The sequence below is a fragment of the Kocuria salina genome (genome assembly GCF_013368965.1).
Lineage (GTDB): Bacteria > Actinomycetota > Actinomycetes > Actinomycetales > Micrococcaceae > Kocuria > Kocuria rosea.
In genome coordinates this window covers 205,671-225,508 of record NZ_SSSF01000002.1, presented here as the reverse complement: position 1 = coordinate 225,508, position 19,838 = coordinate 205,671, and the positions used below count along the sequence as shown (strand labels likewise).

At 75.2% G+C, this 19,838-nt stretch carries 17 protein-coding genes; 10 read left to right on the top strand and 7 right to left on the bottom strand.

Annotated elements, in window-relative coordinates:
- Nucleotides 1-5 precede the first annotated feature (5 nt).
- Nucleotides 6-1,940 carry an ABC transporter ATP-binding protein gene (locus E7Z53_RS05145; protein ID WP_255219440.1) on the bottom strand — a complete coding sequence of 645 codons (1,935 nt, stop codon included), beginning with the start codon at nucleotides 1,938-1,940 and terminating at the stop codon, nucleotides 6-8.
- A 73-nt stretch (nucleotides 1,941-2,013) separates the two neighbouring features.
- Between E7Z53_RS05145 and E7Z53_RS05140 the strand changes: the two genes are divergently transcribed.
- On the top strand, nucleotides 2,014-2,514 hold the full coding sequence (locus E7Z53_RS05140) for a MarR family winged helix-turn-helix transcriptional regulator (RefSeq protein WP_176337330.1): 501 nt from the start codon (nucleotides 2,014-2,016) through the stop codon (nucleotides 2,512-2,514).
- 25 nt (nucleotides 2,515-2,539) lie between these two features.
- Here E7Z53_RS05140 and ald read toward each other — a convergent pair whose 3' ends face one another.
- A complete protein-coding gene (gene ald / locus E7Z53_RS05135; RefSeq protein WP_095649823.1) occupies nucleotides 2,540-3,634 on the bottom strand; it encodes an alanine dehydrogenase in 1,095 nt (364 codons plus the stop codon).
- A gap of 75 nt (nucleotides 3,635-3,709) precedes the next feature.
- Nucleotides 3,710-4,711 (bottom strand): D-2-hydroxyacid dehydrogenase, encoded by a 1,002-nt coding sequence (locus E7Z53_RS05130; protein WP_035925582.1) that lies wholly within the window; start codon nucleotides 4,709-4,711, stop codon nucleotides 3,710-3,712.
- A gap of 64 nt (nucleotides 4,712-4,775) precedes the next feature.
- On the opposite strand from E7Z53_RS05130, the gene E7Z53_RS05125 reads away from it, so the two are divergent.
- The 4 genes from E7Z53_RS05125 (at nucleotide 4,776) to E7Z53_RS05110 (ending at nucleotide 10,157) form a co-directional block, all read left to right on the top strand.
- Nucleotides 4,776-6,047 carry an aspartate aminotransferase family protein gene (locus tag E7Z53_RS05125; protein ID WP_035925578.1) on the top strand — a complete coding sequence of 424 codons (1,272 nt, stop codon included), beginning with the start codon at nucleotides 4,776-4,778 and terminating at the stop codon, nucleotides 6,045-6,047.
- A gap of 142 nt (nucleotides 6,048-6,189) precedes the next feature.
- Nucleotides 6,190-7,653 (top strand): NAD-dependent succinate-semialdehyde dehydrogenase, encoded by a 1,464-nt coding sequence (locus E7Z53_RS05120; protein ID WP_176337434.1) that lies wholly within the window; start codon nucleotides 6,190-6,192, stop codon nucleotides 7,651-7,653.
- On the top strand, nucleotides 7,643-8,857 hold the full coding sequence (locus E7Z53_RS05115; protein WP_176337329.1) for a M24 family metallopeptidase: 1,215 nt from the start codon (nucleotides 7,643-7,645) through the stop codon (nucleotides 8,855-8,857). The genes E7Z53_RS05120 and E7Z53_RS05115 overlap by 11 nt, the downstream gene beginning before the upstream one ends.
- Nucleotides 8,858-8,861: 4 nt before the next feature.
- Nucleotides 8,862-10,157 (top strand): aminotransferase-like domain-containing protein, encoded by a 1,296-nt coding sequence (locus E7Z53_RS05110; protein ID WP_217905468.1) that lies wholly within the window; start codon nucleotides 8,862-8,864, stop codon nucleotides 10,155-10,157.
- A 59-nt stretch (nucleotides 10,158-10,216) separates the two neighbouring features.
- Here E7Z53_RS05110 and E7Z53_RS05105 read toward each other — a convergent pair whose 3' ends face one another.
- Both E7Z53_RS05105 and E7Z53_RS05100 read right to left on the bottom strand, forming a co-directional pair.
- The gene (locus tag E7Z53_RS05105) at nucleotides 10,217-11,932 is read right to left on the bottom strand and encodes an alpha/beta-hydrolase family protein (RefSeq protein ID WP_126350424.1); all 1,716 of its coding nucleotides are present in this window, start codon (nucleotides 11,930-11,932) and stop codon (nucleotides 10,217-10,219) included.
- Between the two features lie 44 nt (nucleotides 11,933-11,976).
- A complete protein-coding gene (locus E7Z53_RS05100; protein ID WP_035925575.1) occupies nucleotides 11,977-12,375 on the bottom strand; it encodes a phage holin family protein in 399 nt (132 codons plus the stop codon).
- Between the two features lie 152 nt (nucleotides 12,376-12,527).
- Between E7Z53_RS05100 and E7Z53_RS05095 the strand changes: the two genes are divergently transcribed.
- From E7Z53_RS05095 to E7Z53_RS05085, 4 genes are read left to right on the top strand one after another with little or no spacing between them, the layout of a single operon-like run.
- Complete coding sequence (locus E7Z53_RS05095; RefSeq protein ID WP_217905467.1) at nucleotides 12,528-14,843, top strand: helix-turn-helix transcriptional regulator; 2,316 nt, start codon at nucleotides 12,528-12,530, stop codon at nucleotides 14,841-14,843.
- 18 nt (nucleotides 14,844-14,861) lie between these two features.
- A complete protein-coding gene (locus tag E7Z53_RS20715; RefSeq protein ID WP_217905466.1) occupies nucleotides 14,862-15,347 on the top strand; it encodes a response regulator transcription factor in 486 nt (161 codons plus the stop codon).
- Nucleotides 15,344-15,817 carry an SHOCT domain-containing protein gene (locus E7Z53_RS20615; protein WP_017833062.1) on the top strand — a complete coding sequence of 158 codons (474 nt, stop codon included), beginning with the start codon at nucleotides 15,344-15,346 and terminating at the stop codon, nucleotides 15,815-15,817. The genes E7Z53_RS20715 and E7Z53_RS20615 overlap by 4 nt, the downstream gene beginning before the upstream one ends.
- Before the next feature lie 42 nt (nucleotides 15,818-15,859).
- Entirely contained in the window at nucleotides 15,860-17,110 is a 1,251-nt protein-coding gene (locus tag E7Z53_RS05085) for a phospholipase D-like domain-containing protein (protein ID WP_051063743.1), read from the top strand.
- A gap of 22 nt (nucleotides 17,111-17,132) precedes the next feature.
- On the opposite strand, the gene E7Z53_RS05080 is transcribed toward E7Z53_RS05085, so the two are convergent.
- The gene (locus E7Z53_RS05080) at nucleotides 17,133-18,134 is read right to left on the bottom strand and encodes an AI-2E family transporter (RefSeq protein ID WP_369597957.1); all 1,002 of its coding nucleotides are present in this window, start codon (nucleotides 18,132-18,134) and stop codon (nucleotides 17,133-17,135) included.
- Between the two features lie 94 nt (nucleotides 18,135-18,228).
- On the opposite strand from E7Z53_RS05080, the gene E7Z53_RS05075 reads away from it, so the two are divergent.
- Complete coding sequence (locus E7Z53_RS05075; protein WP_109242986.1) at nucleotides 18,229-18,966, top strand: trimeric intracellular cation channel family protein; 738 nt, start codon at nucleotides 18,229-18,231, stop codon at nucleotides 18,964-18,966.
- Between the two features lie 31 nt (nucleotides 18,967-18,997).
- On the opposite strand, the gene E7Z53_RS05070 is transcribed toward E7Z53_RS05075, so the two are convergent.
- A complete protein-coding gene (locus E7Z53_RS05070; protein WP_043738845.1) occupies nucleotides 18,998-19,660 on the bottom strand; it encodes a GntR family transcriptional regulator in 663 nt (220 codons plus the stop codon).
- Nucleotides 19,661-19,838 lie beyond the last annotated feature (178 nt).

The window sequence follows — 19,838 nt, the reverse complement described above, 5'->3', positions numbered from 1 at the left end:
GCGGGTCAGGAGGCGGCGCCGGGGCGCGGGCCGGCGCCGCCGGCCGGGCCGGTCCGGGCGGCCAGCCGGGCGAACGGGCCGCCGGCCGCGCGCAGCTCCCGCGGCGCGCCCCGCTCGACGATGCGTCCGCCCTCGAGCACCACGACCTGGTCGGCGTTCTCGACCGTGGAGAGCCGGTGCGCGATGGTCAGGGTCGTGCGGCCGGCGGCCAGCCGGTCGAGGGCCTCCTGGACCTGCGCCTCGGTGGTGTTGTCCAGCGCGCTGGTGGCCTCGTCGAGGACCAGCACGGGCGGGTTGCGCAGCACGGTCCGGGCGATGGCCAGGCGCTGCTGCTCCCCGCCGGAGAAGCGGTGGCCGCGCGCGCCGACCACGGTGTCCAGCCCATCCGGCAGCCCGGCGACGGTGTCGGCGACGCGCGCGGCGCCCAGGGCGGCCCACAGCTCGGCGTCGGAGGCGTCCGGATCGGCCAGCAGCAGGTTCGCGCGCACCGTGGCGTGCACCAGGTAGGTCTCCTGGGAGACGACGCCCACGATCCGGGCGAGGTCCGCCGGATCGATCTCCCGCACGTCGACGCCGTCGATCGTCACCCTGCCGCGGGCGACGTCGTTGAGCCGCGGCAGCAGGGAGCCGAGGGTGCTCTTGCCCGAGCCGGTGGGTCCGACCACCGCCGTGGTGGTGCCCGCCGGCAGCACCAGGTCGAGCTCGTGCAGGACGTCGGCCCCGTCGTCGTAGGCGTGGCGCACGCCCTCGAACCGGACCTCGCCGCGCACGGCGGCCGGGTCCAGCCGGACGGGCGCGGCGGGCGGGACGATCTGCGGCTCGAGGTCGAGGTACTCGAAGATCCTGCTGAAGAAGGCCAGCGCGGACACCCACTGCACGCCGATGTTCAGCAGACCCATGACGGGCCGGAAGATGGTCCCCTGCAGGGCGGTGAACGCCACGAGGGTGCCGATGGTCATGCCGCCGCTGGTGGCCGGGAAGCCGGCGGCCAGGTAGATCACGGCGGGGATGGCGGCGAAGACGATCTGCATGGTGGCCATCCGCCAGCGCCCGGCCAGCTGGCTGCGCAGCTCCAGGCCCACGAGCCGGTCGGAGCGCTCGGTGAAGCGCTCCGCGTCCCGCGCGGTGGTGCCCAGGGTCTTGGCCAGGCGGACCCCCGAGACGGACAGCCCCTCCTCCACCTGGGTGTGGAGCGCGGCGAGCTCCCGCTGGCGCTCGTCGGTGACGTCCCGGCGGATCAGGGCCACGCGGCGGGAGAGCCAGATCGCCGGCGGCAGCACCACCAGGGAGACGAGGCTCATCGCCGGGGACAGCGCCACCATGGCCACGGCCGTCGCCACGGCGGTGGTGAGGTTGGACGCCACGCCCGTGGCGGAGCTGGTGACCACGGACTGCATCCCCGCGATGTCGTGCGTGAGCCGCGACTGCACCTCCCCGCCCCGGGTCCGGGTGAAGAACCCCAGCGACTGGGCCTGCAGGTGGGTGAAGAGCTGCACGCGCAGCGCGTGCATCACCTGCTGGCCCATGGCGGTGGCCTTCCAGGTCTGGACCACGCCGATCACGGAGGTGAGCGCCGCGACCCCGACCATCGAGGCGGTCAGCACCACCAGCAGGCGGGTGTCGCCGCTCGGCAGGGCGTCGTCGATCACGCCGCGGACCAGGAACGGCTGGGCGAGGTTGACGACCGAGGACGCGGTGATGAGCACGACGACGAGCGCGATCGTGCCCCGGTGCGGGGCGAACAGCGCCGCGATCCGGCGCGGGCTGACGGGGTGCCGGGCGAGCTGCGTCCGGTCCGCGGGGTTCCGGCGCGCAGGCCGACCTCCGCCCCCGCCGCCTCCGGGGCCGGCGCCGGGCAGGACGCCCGGGCTGTCGGCCGGGGTGCCTCCGCCGTCGTGCGCCGGGGTGCGGACGCGCGCGGGGTGCTGGGTCGTCGCCATGGGATCCTCCTCGGGAACTATCAAGGAGGTTACCTCTCTATGAGGTAACCCGCAACGGGGATAGGATGACGCCATGCCCTACGACGCTCCCGATCCGGCCCGCCTGGGGGACCTGCTGCACGCCGTCTTCCGCCGGCTGCGCCGCCGGTGGGCCGAGCAGCTGGCCCCCTTCGGACTGACCCCGCACCAGTTCCGGGCGCTCGACGCCCTCGCCGGATGTGCCGGTGAGCCGGGGCACCGGCAAGGCCCGGCCGGGACCTGCCGCCACGGCGGCGGGTCCGCCAGCCTGCGGGTGAAGGACCTCGCCGAGGCCCTGCGCATCGCCCCGCGGTCCGCCACGGAGGTGGTGGACCTGCTCGAGCAGAAGGGGCTCGTGGAACGGGTCCCGGACCCGTCCGACCGGCGGGCCACACTGGTGGCGCTGACGCCCCGGGGCACCGGCCTGCGCGAGCGGGTCCGGGAGGACCGGCGCCGGGAGTCCGAGGAGTACTTCTCGCGGCTGGCCCCGGAGGACCGGGTCGAGCTGGAGCGGCTGCTCCGCCTGCTCACGGCGGACGGCCCGGCGCCGGACTGAGCCCCGGCGGGACGTCCGCCGGGACTCAGTCCAGCTGCGCGGGCAGGTCCGCGAAGGCCTCCGCCACCCCGGCGTGCCGGATCCGCCCGGCGGCCGTGTTGAGCCCGGCCGCGAACTCCGGATCGGCGGCCAGGGCCTGCTCCGGGCCGCGGGCCAGGCGCCGCAGATAGGGCGTGGTGGCGTTGGCGAGGGCCCGGGTCGCGGTGCGCGGCACGGCGCCGGGCATGTTCGCCACGCAGTAGTGGGTGATGCCGTCCACCTCGAACGTCGGGTCGTCGTAGGTGGTCGGGTGGGAGGTCTCGAAGCACCCGCCCTGGTCGATGGCGACGTCCACGAGCAGGGCGTGGTCGTGCAGCACCGCGAGGTGCTCGCGGCGCACGAGCTTGGGCGCCGCCGCCCCCGGGACGAGCACCGCCCCGATCACCACGTCCGCCCCGGAGATCTCCTCCTCGAGCACGTGCTCGTCGCTCATCAGCACGCGGGCCCGGTGCCCGAGCAGGTCGGTGAGCTCGCGGATCCGCACGCCGTTGGCGTCGAGCACCGTGACGTCGGCCATCAGCCCCGAGGCCATCAGGGCGGCCTGCGTGCCCACGACCCCGCCGCCGACCACCACGACCTTGGCCGCGGCGACGCCGGGGACCCCGCCCATCAGGAGCCCGGGGCCGCCGGCGTTGGACTGCAGGTGGTGGGCGGCGGACTGCGCGGCGAGCCGGCCCGCGATCTCGGACATCGGCTGGAGCAGGGGCAGGGTCCGGCCGGCGCGGACGGTCTCGAAGGCCACGGCGGTGGTGCCCGCCTCCAGCAGCGCCTCGGTGAGCGGGCGGTCGGCGGCCAGGTGCAGGTACGCGAAGAGCGTGAGGTCGGGGCGCAGGAAGCCGTACTCCTCGGCCACCGGCTCCTTCACCTTGACCAGCAGCTCCGCCCGCTCCCACACGGCGGACCGGTCGACCACCTCGGCCCCCGCGGCGGTGTAGGCGTCGTCGTCGAACCCGGAGCCCTCCCCCGCGCCGGTCTCCACGAGCACCTCGTGGCCGTCCCGCACGAGCTGGGTCACCCCGGCGGGCACGAGGCCCACCCGCCGCTCGGCCGGCTTGATCTCTCTGGGAACTGCTACGCGCACGGTCCGTGCTCTCCTCTCGTCGTGGCCCGCCGGCACGGGACCCGCGGCGCCGTCGCCGGCGGTCCCGCCGCCCCCTCACCGGGAGCGGACGTAGCCGGCGTTCTTGTCCACCTGGTCGACCAGCCGCTCCCCGGCCGTCCAGCGCCGGAGGTTGTCCTCGAACTGGGCGGCGAGCTCGTCCCGCCACCCCTCCACGTCCCCGCACATGTGCGCGGACACGTGCACATTGTCCATCGCCCAGAAGGGGTGGTCCCGCGGAAGGGGCTCCGTGTCGAAGACGTCCAGGGTCGCGGCGGCCGGACGCCCCGCCCGGAGGGCCTCCAGCAGCGCGTCCTCGTCCACCAGCGCGCCCCGGCCCACGTTCACGAGGTGGGCGTGCGGGGACATCGCCGCGAGCACCCGGGGGCCCACGATCCCGTGCGTCCGCCCAGTCAGCGGGGCGGCCAGCACCACGTGGTCCGCCCACCCGGCGTGCTCGGCCAGCTCGGCGGCGGGGACGACGGTCCCGAAGTCCGGGTCCTCCGTCCGCGCCGTGCGCCCGGCGCCGCGGACCTCCACCCCCACCGCCCGCAGCAGCCTGGCGGTGGCGCGGCCGATCCCCCCGGTGCCCACGACGAGGGCCGTGGAGCCCTGGGTGCGCCGCAGCTCGCGGTGCACCCACCGGTGCTCGCGCTGCAGCCGCGCGCTCCGGTGCAGCTGCTTGTCCTGGGCCAGGACCGCGGCGAGGACGAACTCGGCGATGGGCCGGTCGAAGACGCCGTGCGCGTTGGTCACCAGCACCGCCGAGGAGCGCAGCGCCGGGAACAGCACGGCGTCCACCCCGGCGGCCGCGACGTGCACCCAGCGCAGCCCCGTCGCGGCGTCCCACGCGCCGGCGAGCGCGTCCGAGAAGAAGTCCCACAGCAGCAGCACCTCCGCCGGGCGCCGCCCGCCGGTCCCCGCGAGGGCGTCGGCGAGGCCCTCGCGCGTCACCACGGTGACGTCGGCGAGGGCCCGGAGGGCCTCCTCGTTGCCGGGCGGTGGCGTGCCCTCGGCGGTCAGCACGACGACTCGGGGCGGCTCGCGCACGGTGCTCATGGGGCCACCCTACGGGGGCGGTCCGATTGTTGACAATCTGCACGGGCTGTTCCCATGATGGGCCATGACCTCACTGAGTCCGCTCCTGAAGCAGGCGACCCCGGTCGTCGTCGACTCCGCCCGGGGCTGCTGGATCTCCGGCACGGACGGGCGCGAGTACCTGGACTTCACCACCGGGATCGGGGTGACCAGCACGGGCCACTGCCACCCCCGGGTGGTCGAGGCGGCCCGCGAGCAGGTCGGCCGGGTCATCCACGCCCAGTACACGACCGTGCTGCACCCCCCGCTGCTCGAGCTCACCGAGAAGCTGGGCGAGGTCCTGCCGCCGGGCCTGGACTCCGTGTTCTACGCCAACTCCGGCTCCGAGGCGGTCGAGGCCGCGGTGCGGCTGGCCCGGATGGCCACGGGCCGGCCCAACGTGGTGGTCTTCCAGGGCGGCTTCCACGGCCGCACGGTGGCCGCGGCGACCCTCACCACAGCGGGCACCCGGTTCTCCGCCGGCTTCTCCCCGCTCATGGGCGGGGTGCACATGGCCCCGTTCCCCTACGCCCACCGCTACGGGTGGGACGAGCGGACGGCGGTCGACTTCGCCCTGCGGGAGCTGGACTACCTCCTGGTGACCAGGACGGCGCCCGAGGACACCGCGGCCCTCCTGATCGAGCCCGTGCTCGGCGACGGCGGCTACCTGCCCACCCCGCCGGCCTTCCTCGAGGGGCTGCGGGAGCGGGCGGACCGGCACGGGATCCTGCTGGTGCTGGACGAGGTGCAGGCCGGGGTGGGGCGGACCGGGCGGTTCTGGGGCCACCAGTTCGCGGACGTGGTCCCGGACGTGCTGATCACCGCGAAGGGCCTCGCCTCGGGCTTCCCGATCTCCGCGATCGCGGCGCCGACCGCGCTGATGGAGCGGGGCTGGCCCGGGTCGCAGGGCGGGACCTACGGCGGCAACGCCGTGGCCGCCGCGGCGGCCTGCGCCACCCTGGACGTGGTCCGCGACGAGCACCTGGTGGAGAACGCGCGGGTCCGCGGGGACCAGCTGCAGGCGGGGCTGCGGCCCCTGCAGCAGCGCTACCCCGGGATCAGCGACGTCCGCGGCCGCGGGCTGATGCAGGGCGTCGAGTTCGCGCAGGAGGACGGCTCCCCGGACGCCGCCGCCGCGCTCGCGGTGCAGCAGGCCACCACCGGCCACGGGCTGCTCACCCTGACGTGCGGGCCGGCCGGCAACGTGGTCCGGCTGATCCCCGCGCTGGTGGTCTCCGAGCAGGAGATCCGCACGGGCCTCGAGCGCTTCGAGGCCGCCCTGGCCGAGGTCCTCGCCGGGGCGGCGGCGACCGCATGAGCCCCGCCCCGTCCCGCACCGCGCCCGGACGCACCGGATCCCGCCTCGGACCCCGCGCCGCACCCCGCGCCGATCCCGACCGGAAGGACACCCCGTGACCGACTCCGCCGCCCCCGCTCCCGTCACCGCCTCCGAGGACGTCCTGCGCCGGTCCCGGGAGGCCGTCGCCGGGGTCAGCACCGGGGTCTTCGTCGACGGCGAGTGGACCGAGGCCGCCTCCGGGCGCCGCTTCGACGTGGTGGACCCGGCCACCGAGGAGGTCGTCGCCACCGTGGCGGACGGCGGCCCGGAGGACGCCGTCCGGGCGATCGAGGCCGCGGGGCGGGCCCAGAAGGACTGGGCGCGGACCGCGCCCCGCGAGCGCGGCGAGATCCTGCGCCGCTCCCACGACCTCATCATGGCCCGCCGGGACGAGCTCGCGCTGGTGATGTCCACGGAGATGGGCAAGCCCCTCGCCGAGGCCCGCGGGGAGGTCGCCTACGCCGCCGAGTTCTTCCGCTGGTTCTCCGAAGAGGCCGTGCGGATCGGCGGGGACATGACCCTCTCGGGGGACGGGAGGACCCGGATCCTGGTCTCCAAGGAGCCGGTGGGACCCTGCGTGCTGGTCACCCCGTGGAACTTCCCGCTGGCCATGGGCACCCGCAAGATCGGCCCGGCCGTCGCGGCCGGCTGCACGATGGTCTTCAAGCCCGCGAACCTCACGCCGCTGTCCTCCCTGGCCCTCGTGGACGTCCTGGTGGAGGCCGGACTGCCGGCGGGGGTGCTCAACGTCGTGTGCACCTCGAGGGCCTCCTCGGTGGTCGGGCCCTGGATGTCCTCGGGGATCGCCCGCAAGATCTCCTTCACCGGCTCCACCGAGGTGGGGGTGCGGCTGCTCGAGCAGGCGGCCCAGCACGTCATGCGCTCGTCCATGGAGCTGGGCGGCAACGCCCCCTTCATCGTGTTCGAGGACGCCGACCTCGACGTGGCGGTCGAGGCCGCGATGACCGCGAAGATGCGCAACATGGGCGAGGCCTGCACGGCGGCCAACCGCCTGTTCGTCCACCGCTCCGTGGCCGGGGAGTTCTCCGCACGCCTCGCGGAGCGCATGGGCTCCCTCACCGTGGGCCACGGCGTGGCCCAGGGCACCCAGGTGGGCCCCCTCGTCGAGGAAAAGGCTCTGGCCAAGGTGGAGGAGCTCGTGGACGACGCCCTGGCCCGGGGGGCGTCCGTGCTGTGCGGGGGACGCCGGGCCGGGGGCCGGGGCTGGTTCTACGCCCCCACCGTGCTGTCCGGGGTCAGCCCCGAGGCCGCGCTCATGTCCCAGGAGATCTTCGGGCCGGTGGCGCCCGTGGTGGCGTTCGACTCCGAGGAGCAGGTGCTCGGGTGGGCCAACGACACCCCGTGGGGGCTCGTGGGCTACCTCTTCACCCGCGACGTGGACCGCAGCTTCCGCGTCAGCGAGGCCCTCGAGGTCGGCATGGTCGGGATCAACACGGGGCTGGTCTCCAACCCGGCGGCGCCCTTCGGCGGGGTCAAGGCCTCGGGCCTCGGGCGCGAGGGCGGCCGCACGGGGATCGAGGAGTTCCTCGAGACGAAGTACACGGCGGTGCCCCGTGGCCGATGACACCGTGGCCGATCCGGACGTCCGCCCCGCGCTGTTCCCCGACGCGGAGTACGCCGCCCGGCTGCGCGCGGTGCGGGGGCGGATGGCGGAGCAGGGCCTGGATGCGCTGCTGGTGACCGACCCCGCGAACCTGTTCTACCTGACGGGCTACGACGCCTGGTCCTTCTACACCCCGCAGCTGCTGTTCGTGCCGGCGGAGGGCGAGCTGCTGCTGTTCCTGCGGGAGATGGACGCCAACGGCGCGTTCCGCACGGCCCGGCTGGACCCCGGGCAGATCGTCGGCTATCCCGAGCGCTACGTGCACCGCCCGCACCTGCACCCCTTCGACTGGGTGGCCTTCGCCCTGCGCCGCCGCGGCCGGGTCGCCCCCGCCGCCCGGGGGTGCGTGGGCCTGGAGATGGACTCCCACTTCTTCTCCCCCAAGGGCTACCGCTCGCTCGTCAACGCCCTCCCGGAGTGGACCCTCGTGGACGCCTTCGACCTCGTGAACTGGGTGCGCGCCGTGAAGTCCCCGACGGAGATCCAGTACCTGCGCACGGCCGCCCGCGTCACGACGGCCGCGATGCAGGCCGCGATCGACACGATCGAGCCCGGGGTCCCGCAGCACCTCGTCGCGGCGCAGATCGCCAGGGCCCAGGTCGAGGGGGTCGACGACGCGTGGGGGGACTTCCCGGCCATGGTCCCGATGCTCCCCACCGGGGCCTCCGCCGACACCCCGCACCTCACGTGGTCGGACCGGGTGCTGCGGGAGGGCGACGCCGTGGTGGTGGAGCTCGCCGGGGTGCACCGGCGCTACCACGTGCCGCTGGCCCGCACGGTGATGCTCGGCCCGCCCACGGCCGAGCTGGGTCTGCTCGAGGAGGCCGTGGCCTCGGGGCTCGAGGCCGTGCTCGACGTCACCGCCGCGGGCGTCCCGGTGCGCGAGCTCGCGAGCACCTGGAACTGGGCGCTCGCGGAGTTCGGGCTCGAGAAGCCCAGCCGGCTCGGCTACTCCGTGGGCATCGGCTATCCCCCCGACTGGGGCGAGCGCACCATCAGCATCCGCTCGGAGGACGAGAGCGTGCTCGCCGAGAACATGACGTTCCACCTCATCTGCGGCATGTGGATGACCGGGTACGGCTACGAGGTCTCCGAGTCGATCCGCATCACCGCCACCGGGACGGAGGCCCTGACCTCCTTCCCCCGAGCCCTCATCAGGAAGTGATCCCATGACCACCACCGCCGCATCCCTCACCACCGTGGCCGGCCTGCGCACCGCCCCCACCGCGGGGGTGGGCGGCGACCCCGCCCGGGGCCTGCTGCCCCTGGCCCGCCGGGCGGACGGGCTCGTGGGGTCGGTCATCGACTCCTCGACGTCCCTGCTCGCCGCCCAGACCCACGACATCGTCCGCTTCGCGATGGGCGCCCCGGACGCCGAGGTGATCCCCACGGAGCAGTTCCGGCGGATCGCCGCCGAGGTCCTCGGCGCCGGCTCGTTCACGTACGGGGCCACGGAGGGCGAGCCCGGTCTGCTCGAGACCGTCGTGGCCCACCACTCCACGACCCCGGAGCCGACCCGGCCCGAACGGCTCGTCATCACCTCCGGCGGCATGCAGGGCCTGGACCTCGCGTTCAAGCTCTTCGTGGACCCGGGCGACCTCGTGGTGGTCGAGTCCCCCACCTACACGAACGGCTCCGGCACCGCCCTCAGCTACGGCGCGGACCTGCTCGAGGTCCCGGTCGACGAGGACGGCATGGACGTGGACGCGCTCGAGACGCTGGTCGCCGAGACGGGGCGCACCCCGCGGGCGGTCTACACGATCCCGAACTTCCAGAACCCCTCCGGCACCACGCTGAGCGAGCCGCGCCGGCGGCGCCTCCTGGACCTCGCGCACCGGTGGGGGGCCGTGATCATCGACGACGACCCGTACGGGGGCCTGCGCTTCGCCGGCGAGGACGTCCCCGGCTTCCGCGAGATCAGCCCGGACGACCCGCTCGTGTTCTCGGTGCGGACCTTCTCCAAGGTCCTCGCCCCGGGGCTGCGCGTGGGGTGGGTGGACGCCGACCCGCGGCTGCGGAGGCTGCTGATCGCCGGCAAGCAGGCCATGGACACCTGCACGAACGTCCCCGGTCAGCACATCGTGGAGCGGTTCGTGCGCCAGGGCGGCTACGACGACCACCTGGCCGGCCTGCGCACGGAGTACCGGCGGCGCAAACAGGCCATGGACGCCTCGATCGCCCGTCACCTGGGCTCCCGGGTGGTCACGACCGACCCCGAGGGCGGCTTCTTCCTGTGGGTGACCCTGCAGGGCGACGACGCGGCCGTGGCCACGCCCCGGCTGTTCGAGATCGCCCTCGCCGAGGGGGTCGCCTTCATCCCCGGTCCCGCGCTGTCCCCCTCGGGCCGGTTCCAGGACGCCTTCCGGCTGTGCTTCGCCTCCACGAGCCCGGAGCGCACGGAGGTGGGCGTGCAGCGCCTGGCCCGGGCCCTGGACCTCGCCCGGGCGGAGCTGACGGGGCGGTAGCACCGGGCCGGCCCGGGACCCGGCGGCCGGGACGACCGCGCCCCGCCCGGCCGCCGGCCTCAGTCCGCCCCGGCGTCCTCGTAGGGGTAGGCGGCGATGACCTCCCGGACGCGGTCCAGGGCCGGCCCGTCCAGGCCGTGCTCCGGCAGGACGGCGGCCCACGCGTCCACGGCGACGTCCCCGTAGTTGTGCCCGTGGCCGGCCGGGACGGCCTCGCCCAGGACCATGTCCACGGCCAGCTGGAGGTAGGTCAGGAGCGGGATCCACACCATCGCGTCGCTCACGTCCGCGGCGCGCCCGCCCTCGGCCTGCGATCCCGCCAGCCACTCCGGCCGCTGCCAGATCACGGCGGGGTCCAGCCAGGTGATGGGGTCCGTGGCGTGCTGGAGGTAGGCGATCCGCGGGCGCTCCCACGGCCCGGGCACGGCGTCGAAGTCCCCCGGGACGGAGAGCCAGCGCACGGTCCGGCCCTGGTCCAGGACCGGCTGCCACACGGGGCTGCCGGGGTCGCGGCCCTCCTGCAGGCTCCGCCAGGGCTGGGCGTTGTTCGGCGGGCCGGTGAACACGGCGCCGTCCGTGCGGCGGGTCATCTCCGGGACGTCGGCGAACACGGACTGCATCCCGGAGGCGCCGAGGCTCAGCCCGTACACCACCAGCCGGGGGCGGTCCCCCGCCGGCATCCGCGCCCACTCGGCGTGCACGGCGTCGAACAGCGCCCGGCTCGAGGCGCGGGGCAGCTCCGGGGCGAAGAGGAAGGAGACCCAGCTGGGCTGGTAGGAGTACTGCGTCGCCACGATCGCCGTGCGCCCCCCGTTGAGGTACTCCACGGTGTCCACGGACTGGCGCTCGAGCCAGCCCGACCCGGTGGGCGCGGCCACCACCAGCACCTCCCGCTCGAAGCCGCCGGTGCGGCGCAGCTCGTCCACGGCCAGGGCGGCGCGCTCCTCGGCCGTCTCGGCCTGGTCCAGCCCCACGTAGACCCGCACCGGCTCCGCCGCGGGACGGCCCGTCACCTCCTCGATCTGCGCCGGGGTGGGCCCGCCGCCGACGAAGGCGCGGCCCTGCATGCCGAGCGCCTCCCAGCGCACCGGCGAGTCCCCGCCCGCCGAGCGCCACCGGGAGCCGGGCTCGACGACGCCCTCGGGGGTCGTCGCGTCCCGTGCCGCGTAGACCCGGTCCGCCGCGGCCAGCACGCCGAGCACCACGAGCAGGACGGCCAGGAGGACGGCCGTGCCCGCGGCGGCCACGGAGACGGCCGAGGCCGCGCCCGCGCCGGCGCCGCGACGGCGGGCGAGGTCGCGGGCGCGCCGCCGCACGGCGCCCAGCGCGCCCAGGAGCCCCAGTCCCGCCGCGGAGGTCAGCGCCCAGGACAGCAGGAACGGGCCCAGCCCGGCGGCGGCCCGAGGGGGCATGTCCACGTTCGCGCGGACGTCGTTCTGCCACTCGACCACCAGGGCGGACAGGGCCAGCGAGCCCAGGACCACGAGGGCGGCGGCCGCCGCCCACTCCCGCACGGCGGTCCGGCGGGAGTCGCGCCCGGAGCCCCGGGCCGGTGGGAGTCCGCCGGTGCGGCGGGCGGCAGCGGCCCGGAGCACGAGCCCCACGAGCAGGACCCCCAGGCCGTGGCCGAGCGTGAAACCGACCCCGGCGAGAAAGCCCTGGAAGACGGGCGGCCGCGGCAGCAGGGAGGGCGTCACCGCCGCCACGGAGAGGCCGAGCCCGAGCACGAGGCCGATCGAGCGCGCCACGGCGGGGGCGCTGGAACCGGGGTCCATGGCACGAGCGTAGTCGCCGCCCCTCCCGGCGCCTGCGGGGCGCCTCACCCGCGAGTGGCGGGGGCCGGACCGGTGCGCTGGGCGCGCGCGGCCAGGAGCCGATCGGCCACCAGGGACAGCACGGCGGCGAAGACCGAGATGAGCAGCGCCGCCAGCGCGGCGACGAGCAGCCCGGAGACGGCCAGCAGGCCCGTCAGGGCGGAGAAGACCCAGATGAGCACCGCGTTCACCGCCAGGGTGAGCAGCGCCAGCAGCACCACCGACCCCGGCTGGGGCAGCCGGGCGGTGACGAGCGGCACGAGCACGTTGCAGAGGCCGATGAACAGCGCCACCACCAGGTGGGAGAGCAGACCGCCCTCGATGGAGAACCCCGGGAGCAACCACGCGGTGAGCTCGACCGCCCCCGCCAGCACCGCCCACCGCACGAGAAGCGACACGACCATGGCTGTCTCCTGTCCTGCTGCGCCCCGCTGCCTGCCGGACGGTGCTCCCACTGTCGCGCCCACGGCCGGGCCCCGCATCACCCGCGACGGGTGATGCGGCGGGCCGGCCGGACACAATTCCGGCATCCGGGCTCCTGGAGTAGCCTCCAAGCATGACGGGCGAACGGAGCGGGGCTCGTCCACCGCCGCCGGAACCGCTGTCCGCCACGCGCTCCTCGATCCCCCGGGTGCCCGCCAGGACGGTGCGCCGCCCGCGTCTCGAGCGGATGCTCGACGCCGGGGTGGCCGCCGGCACCGTGGTCGTCTCCGCCCCGGCGGGGGCGGGCAAGACGCTGCTCCTGTCGGGGTGGGCCGCACCGCGCCGCCCGCCCGTGGCCTGGCTGTCGGTGGAGCCCGAGGACCGGGACCCCCAGCAGCTCTGGGCCCGCGTCCTGGCGTCCCTGCAGGCCGCGTCCGACGTCGGCCCCGGGAGCGCCCTGGCCGGTCTGCGCGCCCCGCCGACCCACGACCCCCGCTTCGTCGACCTCCTGGTGGAGGCCTGCGGGCTGCTCCCGGCGCCGCGGGTGCTCGTGCTCGACGACCTGCACCGCATCGCGGGCTCGCCCGCCGAGGAGACCCTGGCCGCGGCGGCCCGGAAGGACCTCGGCGCCCTCCGCCCGGTGATCGCCACCCGCAGCGACCCGGACCTGCCGCTGCAGCGGCTGCGGCTGAGCGGCCGGCTGACGGAGCTCCGCGCCGACGACCTCCGCTTCGACCCCGCGGAGGCCCTGGAGCTCCTCGCCGCCCAAGAGGTCGCCCCCACACCGCCGCAGCTGGCCGTGCTGCTGACGAGGACGGAGGGCTGGGCGGCAGGGCTCCGTCTCGCCGCGCTGGCCCTCGAGGGCGCCGAGGACGTGGGCGCGGCCGTCCGCGGACTGGCCGGGGACCAGCGCGGTCCCGCCGACTACTTCACCGAGGAGGTCCTCGCGCAGCAGGAGCCCGCGCTGACCCGGTTCCTGCTCGACACCTGCGTGGTCCGGCGCGTCTCGGGCGAGCTCGCCGACACCCTGACGGGCCGCAGCGACGGCCAGCGGCTGCTGGCCAGGCTCGAGCACGAGAACCTCTTCGTGGTCGCCCTCGACGACCGGCGGAAGTGGTACCGCTACCACCACCTCTTCGCCGACCTGCTGCGCCACCGGCTCAGGGCGGAGGACCCCGCGCGGCAGGCCGTCCTGCACCGGCGCGCCGCGGGCTGGTTCGCGGCCCACAGGGAGCTGCTCGAAGCGGCCCGGCACCTGCGCGCGGCGCAGGACTGGCCGGCGCTGGCCCGGTTCGTCCTGCGCAGCGCCGGCGCGGAGGTCCTGGGCACGGACCGCGCGGCCGTCGTCGCGCTGCTCAGCGGCGTGCCGGACGAGCTGGTCGCCCGGGACTGCGAGGTGGCCGCCGCGGTCGCCGCCGTGCGCTACGCCGCCTACGACCCGGTGGGGGTCGCCTCCCACGCCGCGCGCGCCCGCAAGCTGCTGCCCCGGCTGTCCGCGCAGGACGCCCGGCTGACCACGGTGGTGCTCTCCACGCTCGACGCCGTTCTGGCGTGGATGCACGCGGACGCCACCGAGCAGGTCCGCCGTTCCAGGACCGCGATCCGGCAGCTGGACGAGGTGCTCCCCGAGGAGCTCCCGGCCGCCCCCGTGTACCGCATCGCCACCGCCACGGTGCTGGCCATGGGCCTCCTGTGGACCGGTGAGCTCGGCGCCGCCGAGACCACCCTCACCCGGACGGTCGCGGCCCTCGCGGACCGCTCCGCCATGACCCCGGTGCTCGCGCTGCACCTGCACGGGAACCTCGCCGCCCTGAAGGCGATGCGCGGCCGGCTGCGGGAGGCTCGCCGCGAGGTGGACGTCGCACTGGCCGTCGCGGAGGAGTCCGGCTGGACCTTCCTCCCGCTGACGGCCACGGCGTTCCTGGCGGAGGCGGTGATCCGGCTCCTGGAGCACGACGTCGGGGCCTGCGCCGCCGCCCTCGACCGCGGGAGGGCGTGCGTGGGCCGGGTGCCGGACCGCTACGCGGAGACCGGCCTGGCCCTGGTGGGCGTGCGGCTCGAGCTCTCGAAGGGGGACGTGACCGCGGCCCGGCACCTCCTGGGGCGGCTGCGCGGGAGCACGCAGGACTGGGCGATGCCGGACTTCCTCGCCCAGTGGTGCGAGCTGGTCCGGGCCGAGATCCTCCTGGCGGAGGGACGGCCCGCCGCCGTCCCGGCGCTGCTCGGCGACCCGCCCGTCACCGCCCCGTCCCGGGGGCGGCCGCACGGGCACCGGATCGTCCTGCGGGCCCGGGCCCTGCTGGAGACCAACGACCCCGCGCAGTGCCTGCGGCAGCTGCAGCACCTGTTCCGGGAGACCGAGGTGGACGGAGGACCCGCCGTCGAGGCCTGGCTGCTGGCGGCCCTCGCCCACGACCGGCTCCGCGACGAGGTGCAGGCCCACGCCTGACTCGGGCGTTGTCTGGCCGTGGCGGCCCCCGAGCACATCGTGCGCCCCTTCCTGCTCGTGGACGGGCAGCGGGTCAGGAGACTGCTGGAGCTGCACCGGCGGGCCGTGGGCACGCACCGGGAGTTCGTCGGGACCGTCCTGGACCTCCTCGGTGGCAGCACCCCCACCCGCGCACCGGCCGTGCTGGAGTCGCTGACCAGCCGCGAGCGCAGCGTGCTCCTGCTGCTGCCGACGATGATGAGCAACACGGAGGTCGGCGCCGAGCTGTACCTGTCGGTGAACACCGTCAAGGCGCACCTGAAGTCCCTGTACCGCAAGCTCGGCGTCAGCACCCGGCGGGAGGCCGTGCTCCGCGCCCGGACGCTCGGCCTCCTGGAGCACACGACCCTCGACGGGTCCCCCGGATCACCCGCGCCGGGTGAGGCCCGGCCCGCGGCGGAGCGGGACCCTGGAGGTGAACCCGGGGACGCCGAGAGCCCCGCCGGACCGGGGAGGACCTCATGAACTTCTGGGAGTTTCTGTGGCTGCTGGTGATCTGGACGCCGCTGGCCCTGCTCTGGGGCGTGGCGCTGGTCGACATCACCCGCCGTGAGGACATCAGGGGCGGGACGAAGGTGCTGTGGGCGCTCGTGATCGTCCTGCTGCCGTTCGTGGGACCGCTGGTCTATCTCCTCACCCGGTCCGTCGGCGCCGCCGAGGAGCAGCGCCTCGCGGCGGCCCGGTCGCGTCCGGGGCCGGGTGACGGGGGCCGTGCCCACCAGCTGACGCTCCTGGCGGACCTCCGGGACCGCGGCGCGCTGACCGCCGGGGAGTTCGAGGCCGAGAAGGCCCGACTCCTGGGCGACGGCTCCCCGGGCGCGGACGGGCCGACCGCCGGCGGCACGACCGCAGCGCCGTCGTCGTCGACGGGTGGCGGCGCGGAGGACGGTGCGGAGGACGACGCCGCGGGCCGGGCGGCGGCGCGGACGGTCTGAGGCCGCCCCGCACCGCCGGCGGCGCCCGGGTAGGCTTCGCGGATGAGAATTCCTCGTTCCTCCGGGCCCCGCCTGCTCCGTTCGTTCGCCGTCCGCTCCGCCCTGGGCATGGTGGCCGTGCAGGCGGCGGTGGTGGCCACCCTGGTGGCCACCGACGCGATCAAGCGCCGGAGCCGCTCGAGGCGCTCCGGGTTCCCCCGCCCGGGCACGTTCGAGCACACGGTCGCGGAGACCGGCACCACGATCTACACCTACGGCGAGGACCTCTACCGGGACATGCTCGCCGCGATCCGCGGCGCCCGGCACCGGGTGCTGCTGGAGACCTTCATCTGGAAGGACGACGAGGTCGGGCGCGAGTTCCTGGACGCCGTCAACGACGCCGCCGCCCGCGGTGTCGAGGTGCACGTCATGTACGACGGCTTCGGCAACCTCGTGGTGCCCCGCGGCTTCTACCGCTTCCACCCGGACGTGCACGTCTTCCGGTTCCCCGTCCTGCGCCCGCGCCTGCTGCTGAGCCCGCTGCAGGCGACCGGGCTGACCCACCGCAAGCTGCTGGTGGTCGACGACGAGGTCGGGTTCGTGGGCGGCTACAACCTCGGCTCGCTCTACGCCACGCAGTGGCGGGACACCCACGTGCGGCTCACCGGCCCCGCCGCCTTCGAGCTGGGCCACTCCTTCGCCGCGGTGTGGAACCACCCCTCGGCGCGGCGGCCGAAGCTCCCGCACGTGAACCCCGGCTCCTGGGACTCGCGGGTGCGCGCGATCAACAACATCCCGGCCAGCCTCGTGTACCCGATCCGCAGCGTCTACCTCGACGCGATCCACCGGGCCACGGACCACATCTACCTGACCACCGCCTACTTCATCCCCGACCAGCAGATCCTCTCCGCCCTGATCGAGGCGTCCCGGCGGGGCGTGGACGTGCGCGTCATCCTGCCCGAGGACTCCAACCACGTGCTCGCCGACTGGCTCTCCCGCGGCTTCTACTCGACCCTGCTGGCCGCGGACATCACCGTGCTGCTCTACCGCCACGCCATGATCCACGCCAAGACCGCGACGATCGACGGGCAGTGGTCGATCGTCGGCACCGCCAACATCGACCGGCTGAGCCTGGGCTTCAACTACGAGACGAACCTCGAGATCCACGACCGGGACGTCGCCGCGGACATGGAGGCGGTCTTCGCCGCCGACAGCGAGAACTGCCGGGAGCTGACCGCGGGCCGGTGGGACGAGCGGTCCCCCGCGGCCTGGTTCGCCGAGACCGTCCTGGTGCCGCTGCGCCCCTTCCTGTGACGCCGTGGCCCTCCGGGGCCGCTCAGGCCTGCCCGTCCGGCTCGTCCCCGGCCGGGGCGGGCCCGTCGTGCGGACGCCCGCGGGCGTCGTGCCCCGTGGCCCCGAGCCGGCCGCCGGGGCGGTGCTGGTAGCGCATCCGCTGGTACTTCCACCGCTCGGCCATGCTCGCCTTGGACCGGGCGGTGTCCTGGGGGTCGAGCGGGTCCGGCCCCAGCACCGGGTCCTCCCCCGCCTGGTACCGGTCGCTCCACACCTGGACCACGGCCCAGCCCACCGCGGTGATCGGCACGGCGAGGATGGCCCCGAAGATCCCGCCGACGATGGTGCCCACCGTGAGGGCCAGGAGCACGACGATCGCGTGCAGGCTCAGGGTCCGGCCCATCACCACGGGCTGGAGGAGGTCGCCCTCGATCTGGTTGACGACGACGACGACGCCGGCCACGATCAGGGCGGTCCACGGGCCGTTGGTCACGAGCGCGACCAGGGCGGCCAGGATCCCCGCGGCCGTGGCGCCGACGATCGGGACGAACCCGCCGATGAACACGATGACGGCCAGCGGCAGCGCCAGGGGCACCCCGAGCAGGGCCAGGGGCACCCCGATGAACACCGCGTCGACGGCGACGACGACCGCGGTGCCGCACACGTAGCCGCCGAGCACCTGGACCGCCCGGTCCCCGGACTCTGCGAGCCGCGCCCGGGTCCCGCCGTGGAACCAGCGCAGCGTGAAGTTCCACATCTTCGCGCCGTCCTTCAGGAAGAAGAACAGGACGACGGTCATGAGCACCACCCCGGCGAGGAACTCGGTGGCGGCCGTGAGCCCGCTGATGGCTCCCCCGGCGAAGGCGCTGGACGTGAGGAAGTCGGTGGCCCGCTGGAGCAGCGCGTCCAGGGAGGCGGTGTCCACGGGCAGGGGCCCGGACATGATCACGCGCTGCAGCTCCTCCCACCCCTCCACGGCCGAGGCCGAGAGGTTGTCCCACTCGCTGCGGACCGCGAGCACGATGCCCGTCACCACCCCGCCCACCAGGGCGAGGATGCCCAGGAACGCCGCCGCGGTGGCCAGCAGGGGCGCGGGAGACGGTGCTACCCTCGGGCGTCGGCGTGACGCGGGAGAGGCGGTGGTGGCCGTGGTGGCCGTGGAGGATCTCGACCCGAGCGCGGCCTTCGACGCCGTCGACCTGCTCGGCGTGCTGACCAACGGCGTCCTGGGCGGGGTGGTGGCGCGCCAGCTGAAGATGGACCCCGTCGGCTTCGCGTTCCTGGCCGTCGTCTCCGCGCTCGGCGGGGGACTGCTGCGCGACACCCTCCTGCAGGTCGGCTTCCCCGTGGCCCTGACCAACCCCGCGTACCTGATCACGGCGATCGCCGGCGCCACCATCGCGTTCTTCCTGCAGTTCCGGGGGAAGTGGACCAACCGCGTGCTGGTGGTGGCCGACGCCCTGGCCCTGGGCTGCTGGGCGGCGACGGGCACGGGCAAGGCCCTCGACGTGGGACTGACCTGGCTGCCGGCCGTCATGATCGGGGTGATCACCGCCGTGGGCGGCGGGATGATCCGCGACATCGCGGTGGGGCGGGTGCCGATGATCTTCGGCGGCAACACCCTCTACGCGACCGGGGCGGTGATCGGCAGCGCCGAGATGGCGGTGCTGCACGGCCTGGGCTACCCCAACTGGGGCATGGCCGCGGCGATCCTCACCGCCGCCACGGTCACCGTGGTGGCCCGGCGCCGGGGGTGGCGGCTGCCCGGGGCGGGCGAGTGGAACGTGCGCCTGCCCCGCAGGGACTGGCCCCGCCCGATGTGGCGTCCGCGCCGGCCCGGCGGCCCCGGCCGCGGCGAGGAGCCCGGCGCGTCCTGACGCCCCGCGCGCGGGCAGGGGCGCGGCCCGGTCAGGCGCCCAGGACCCGCTCGAGTCCGTCCTGCATGTGGGCCCGCAGCAGCGTGTCCGCACGGTCCGCGTCCTGCGCGTCGAGCGCCTCCGCGATCTCGGTGTGCTCCCGGAGGCGGGCGTCGGCGGACCCGTAGGTCCCCTGCATGCCGGTCAGGGACATCCGGATCTGGGTGAGCAGCGTCCGGTGCATGCCGAGCAGCCGGGGGCTGCCGGCGAGCTCCACGAGCAGCTCGTGGAAGTGCAGGTCCGCCTCCGACATCGCGCGCCCGTTCGGCTCCGGGGCGGCGGCCCGCATCTCGGCCAGCGGCACGGCCAGCGCCTCGGCGGCCCAGGGCCCGGTGCCCGTGGCCACGATCCGGCGCACGGCCGCGCACTCCACGGCCTCCCGGGCGAGGTACATGTCCCGGACCGCGTCCTCGGTCAGCTCCATCACGAACAGCCCGCGGTTGCGGTGGCCCACGAGCAGGCCCTCCTGCGTGAGCCGCTGCATGGCCTCGCGCAGGGGTCCCCGGCTCACGTTGAGCTCCCTGGCCAGCTCCTGCTCCACGAGTTGGCTCCCGGGCGGGAAGCGGCCGTCGGCGATGGCCTCCCGCAGGATCCTGGCGATGAGCGCAGGGGTCGACTCCTGGACCACGGGGGGAAGGGCCGACCGGGCTGCCATGCTGCTCTCCATCTCTCGTCCGGGTCTCTCCTCCGGCCCGGGGCGAGTGGACCCGGTGCGGCTTGATTGTCGACAATCAAACTGTAAGCCGGTGCCGGACGAGATCCAACTCCTCAGGTCCGAGGCGGCGCTCGACGGAGGCCTCCGGGGAAGGACGCGGACACGACGAGGGCCCGGG